This window comes from Acetomicrobium mobile (genome assembly GCF_937920065.1).
The window spans coordinates 1-5,490 of sequence record NZ_CALETC010000248.1; the positions used below are offsets into that span (position 1 = coordinate 1).

Sequence of the window (5,490 nt, forward strand, 5' to 3'; positions counted from 1 at the left end):
GTATCGACCAACCCTCTATTGGTTATTCGTAGTTCCGGTAAAACCGGCAGGGAAAGCAGAGCCATGGTCATAAAAGGAGATTCGATAGAACATCCTAGCTGTCGCCATGCTTCGTCTAAGGCCTTTACTTGAGCATCGACATCTTCTACGGGTTCATTCGACATTAAACCTGCTATAGGCAGCTTTACCAAAGCCAGCACCTTGCCATCGCACACGGCGACCATGCCTCCGCCACATTCGTGCAACACGTTGCCCGCATAAGCCATATCGGGGTCATTTGTCCCCATAATCAAGAGATTGTGGCTGTCATGTGCTACGGTGGAAGCCACTGCCCCTCGCTTTAAGCCAAATCCTTGAACGAAGCCGATTCCCATGTTTCCAGGCCCGCCGTGGCGTTCTATGACCGCGACTTTTGCCACGTCTTGGGCAGGGTTGGCCAGGATTGTTTGGTCATGGACCAAGAGCTTCGCCGTCTTGTGCAGCGTATTGGTCTTAGCTTCTATCACTTGGATTACCCTTACTGTCGCTTCCCTGTCAGCCCCAAAATATTTAACTTCGAAATCTGTCCCCGTCAGTTCTTTTCTAAGGTGTACGGTGTTAAGCGCCCAATCCGGATATTTGGGAGTTTTAAGGCTTTCCGTTAATTTTCCTTCCTTGGCGACGATCTTGCCATCGCTCATTACGATCTCAGGGACAAAGTCCGCCAAATCCCTCACAAAAAGTATGTCGGCGCACCTTCCCGGCGCTATGGCTCCGATCTCATGACTTACCTTAAAACACTCTGCCGTATTTATCGTGGCCATTTGTATGGCGCTTATGGGATTCAATCCTTCTTCTATGGCCCTTTTCACCACATGGTTCATGTGCCCTAACGTCAAAATGGTGTGAGGATGAGTGTCGTCGGTAACTAGCAAAGCCCTCCTGTCGTCTGCCCCTGTTTCTGTGATGCTTTTTACGGTGGCCTTTATGTCCTGCCAGGCCGATCCCTCTCGCATCTTGTTGTACATGCCCAGGCGCATTCTGGCCAGGGCATCTTCTTTTCTCGTGCTTTCATGGCAAGATGCCACTCCTGATGCTGCGTAAGCTTGAAGGCCTATGTCCGTTTCGGGAATAGAATAATGGCCGGTCACGACCTTGCCCGCCTCCATGGTTAGTTTAAGCATTTCGTGTACTTTCTCGTCGCCGCTCAGTACTCCCGGGAAGTTCATCATCTCTCCAAGGCCTATTATTTCCTCCCACTTCATGGCGTCGGCGATGTCCTTGGGAGTGATTTCAGCTCCTGCGTCCTCAAATCCCGGTGCCGAGGGCACACATGATGGCATAGTGGAAAATACCTTAAGCGGCAAGCCTTTGCCTTCATCTATCATAAGGCGGACCCCTTTAACCCCCAGTACGTTTGCAATTTCATGGGGATCCATGAAGATGGCGGTCGTGCCAAAGGGAAGCACTGCTCGGGAAAATTGGGTGACCGTCACCATGCTTGACTCTACATGCATGTGACCGTCCAGCAATCCGGGAGTTAAATAAAAACCTGTGGCATCTATGACTTGCGTTCCCGGGCCAATCGTATGATCGGCCTTGCCAACCAAGACTATACGACCTTTGTATATGGCGATGTCTGCGGGCATTATCTCTCTGGTGAAGACGTTTACGACGAGGCCGCCTTTTATCACAGTATCAGCTTTATGTTTGCCTTGAGCTGCAAGCGTCAAATCGCGAGTCATTTCGTAAAGGGCATTTCTTCCCAAGAACTTCGCCATCCTTCATCACTCCTTTTTTCGCTGCTTAGTTTAAAATAGTACTATTATTATATGTCAGAAAGCAGAGGCAAGGTGATGGGAAGTGAAATGGGAAGATGTTTTAGGAAGGGCCAGAGAGGCATTGAAGGGGATATGTAATCTGTGCCCCATTTGTGATATGAAAGCCTGTGCCAGTAGGGTGCCAGGCATCGGCGGAATCGGCACGGGTTCTAGCGCTAAAAATAACTATGAGGCGCTTCGTAGTCTAAGATTTAAGATGAAGACCCTTCATGACGTCACTGAACCCGATATAAACGTCGAACTTTTTGGGCAAAAGTTAGCCATGCCCGTGATAGGGGCAGCCGTCGCAGGAGCTGCGATCAACTTCAAAGACAGGATGAACGAGGTCGATTTGGCAAAAGCTCAGGTTTTCGGGGCCCTGGAGGCAGGTACTATCGCCATGATAGGAGACGGTCCTGGCGATCTTTACGATAAAACAATTGAGGCTCTAAAAGGAGCAGGTAAGGGCATAGCCATAATAAAACCCAGAAAATTAGACGAGATGATAAGGCGCATTAGGATGGCCGAAGAGGCCGGTGCGGTGGCCGTTGGCGTGGATGTCGATGCTGCCGGTTTGGTCAACATGAGGAGGTCCGGCGAATATGTGGGGCCTTTAAGTCTCGGTGCCTTAAGAAAGATATGTGAGAGCACAAAGCTTCCAGTTATAATTAAAGGTATCATGACAGAAGAAGAGGCTGTAATGGCCTCTGATGCGGGTGCGGGCGCCATCGTCGTATCAAATCATGGCGGCAGAGTATTGGATGACCTGCCCGGGACAATCTCGGTCCTTCCAGGCATAGCTTCAAAGGTAAAGGGTCGCTCCATCCTGTTGGCCGATGGTGGAGTAAGAAGCGGGTCGGACGTTTTAAAGTTCATCGCTTGCGGGGCCGATGCCGTCTTAGTGGGTCGTCCCGTCGTGTGGGGGGCCTTTGGAGGCGGTAAAGAAGGAGTCAGGTTGCTTTATGAAAAATTGGCTGATGAGTTACGCATAGCGATGATATTGACTTCTTGCCCAAGCATTAAAGAAGTCTCCATGAGCATATTGCAAAGTTAAGCAGGAGGTAGGTTAAATCATGATTAAAAAAAATGGTATCTCCTCTTTAATTTTATGGTCCCTAATGTTCATGATCGTCTCAATTTCTGTGGCTGCTTGTCCAAGGTCAGCAGAGGCCGTTGAAACGAGGGATTATGACGTTATTGTAGTGGGGGCGGGAACGGGAGGTGTTGCAGCAGCAATTCAGGCTGGACGATTGGGAGCAAAGGTGGCCCTCTTTGAGGATACAAATGTTCTAGGGGGTCAAATGGTGGCATCGGCCGTGTCCACAATGGACGACATGTACGGCACCAGATGGGGGCTTTATGGAGAATTCTTGGATGGCATTTTGAAATATTATTCTTCCCTGGGGAAGTCGGTGGGAACTTGTTACTGGACTCCCATTACCGTTGCTTTCGAGCCCGATGTTGCCGACTACATCTTGGCAGAGATGATAAAAGACGTCCGCGAGGGAAGGACGACCGTTGACGGAAAGCCCGGTATTTTAGACGTTTATTTCAAGTCCAAAGTGCAGAGGGTTTTAAAATCAAGCGACGGAAAGACCGTGACTGGCATCATCGTTGATGTGAGGGGCAAGAAATTTCAATGTAATAGCAAGGTCTTGATTGATGCCACCGAATATGGGGATTTGCTTCCCTTGGCAGGTGCAAGTTATAGGGTTGGTCGCAATGTAGTAGGCTCCGATTCAAAGGACTTTGATGAGGATGCGAGAGTGCAGGATATAACGTGGGTAGCCGTGATAAAGCAATATCCGGGCGGTGTCCCCGACGATTTAAAGGTCAACACTCCCCCTCCGAATTACGAACAAATGAGGGAAACTTTTAAGTCCTACGTAGCTCGTGATGGTTTTACCTTTAAGGGATATCCGATTAAATTTCCTGTTGATTGCCCAACCCACAACGCATATCGCGGCTTGCCCGACAGCTTGGCTCCCGGGGATGCCGACGCAAGCAGCCCCTTTACATGGCTTTTGCTCACTAAGACCGAGATAAACTGGGCTAACGATTATCCTGGCAAGGGGGGTTATAAGGGAAAGAGCGGCTTACCCGTGACCTACTTTGAGGATCCCAATTTCAGGAAGGAAACGGAAGCCAAGGCAATGCTAGTAACTATAGGGTTTATTTATTACCTGCAAAATGAGCTCGGTTGCGATTGGTCCGTGGCGTCCGACATTTTTGAGTCCGAGTCGACCTATGAAAAGGTAAAAGATTTTGTTCCCTTCGAGTACGCCTCAATTGCAAAGCACTTTCCTCCCCGACCCTACGTTCGTGAAAGCAGGAGGCTCGTTGGCGTAAGCACATTGGCCTCCCATGAGCTTCGAGTGAATTCGGAAAGCTATATTAAAAATGAAGGAAGGGAAATTCCCAACTCTGTCGCCGTCGGCCGTTATGTTTTGGACCTTCATGGTGCGGACGAAACACCTCAGCTGGAAGAAGAGTTTGGTGAGACTAAGGAATCCATAGCTAAAAACAAGCCCGTTGGGCCCTTTCAAATACCCTTTGAAATCTTTATACCCAAGGATCTGGACGGTTTTTTGGCGGCGGAAAAAAATTTATCGATGACTCGATTGGCTTCGGGAGCGCTTAGACTTCAACCCATAACCATGCTTACAGGGCAAGCTGCAGGGACAATAGCAGCCGCGGCTGTCAAGGAAGGGGTCCCTCCCCGCGAGGTAAACGTGTTAAAAGTGCAAAGGATACTTTTAGAAGCCGGAGACAGGCTTTCTTTATGCGTTTTTTCCGATGTCCCGCCCAATCATCCCTTTTGGCCGGCAGTGCAAATGGCCACCATAAGAGGTTGGATGAAGCCAGAAAGTTTACCCACCTTTGCCGCCTCAAGGGCAGACAATTATAACGATATCCTGCAGGCATCGCGAAAGGGACGCATTAAAGGGATCTTTGGCGTGGATGAGCCCTTGAGCTGGAAGGCTGCAAATGAAATGCTTAATGCTGTACTAGGCGACCTGGGGAACCAAAATAAGATCGACTTGCACCATGGCATGAGCGATGAATCTATATCTAAAGGAGAATTTATGCTTGCCTTGTGTCAGGCTCTTTATCCTGATCAAACTCCCAAACCCATAACTACTGAAAGGGAGAAAATTTCATGGGCCTGTAAAAGACTATCGCCATTTTTAACTGATGAAAACTTGAATTTCCAGGGGATCATTTCAAGGGGGGAAGCTCTCGATCTTGTTATGAAGGTTTTGACCGAACAGAGATAAGAAAACGAAAAAAGGCACGATAACCATAGTTTCTTAAGTCGTGCCCACTTACGGTGTGTTAGTAAAAACAGTTTGCGCCGGGTCTTTAGCGCAAGAAGGCACGATCTTCTTGAAAGAAACAATACGACCTGGCGCTTTTTTTGGCTTTATACATAGCGATATCGGCGTGGCGTATGAGCTCATCGAAGCTCGTCCCATCTTTTGGGTACAGGCTAATCCCTATGCTTGGCGATAAAGAAACGTCAACGCCTCCTGCCTTCGTGGGTGTTTTCAACGCCGAGACGATTTCTAGCACCGCATGCTCAACGTGTTCCGTGTTTTTTATATGTGGCAATATCACGATAAATTCATCGCCACCAAATCGGCCAACCAGTCCGTTACGCACCTTTTGGCATAGGCGCTTGCCGAACTCT

The 5,490-nt window shown here is 48.9% G+C and carries 4 protein-coding genes; 2 read left to right on the forward strand and 2 right to left on the reverse strand.

Going from position 1 to position 5,490, the window contains the following annotated elements; genetic code table 11:
- A partial coding sequence (gene ade, locus Q7P41_RS09375; protein ID WP_303883759.1) for an adenine deaminase occupies positions 1-1,760 on the reverse strand: 1,760 nt, incomplete at its 3' end.
- Between the two features lie 82 nt (positions 1,761-1,842).
- On the opposite strand from ade, the gene Q7P41_RS09380 reads away from it, so the two are divergent.
- Positions 1,843-2,853, forward strand: coding sequence for an alpha-hydroxy-acid oxidizing protein (locus Q7P41_RS09380; RefSeq protein WP_303883760.1), 1,011 nt, complete (start codon positions 1,843-1,845; stop codon positions 2,851-2,853).
- A 19-nt stretch (positions 2,854-2,872) separates the two neighbouring features.
- Positions 2,873-5,077: an FAD-dependent oxidoreductase gene (locus Q7P41_RS09385; protein WP_303883761.1), complete on the forward strand. Its 2,205-nt coding sequence runs from the start codon at positions 2,873-2,875 to the stop codon at positions 5,075-5,077.
- Positions 5,078-5,162: 85 nt separating this feature from the next.
- On the opposite strand, the gene Q7P41_RS09390 is transcribed toward Q7P41_RS09385, so the two are convergent.
- Positions 5,163-5,490: diguanylate cyclase domain-containing protein (locus Q7P41_RS09390; protein ID WP_303883763.1), on the reverse strand; the 328-nt coding region annotated here is incomplete at its 5' end.

Coding starts and splice junctions, on each gene's coding strand:
- Q7P41_RS09385 (WP_303883761.1), top strand. CDS start 2,873: ATGATTAAAAAAAATGGTATCTCCTCTTTAATTTTATGGTCCCTAATG.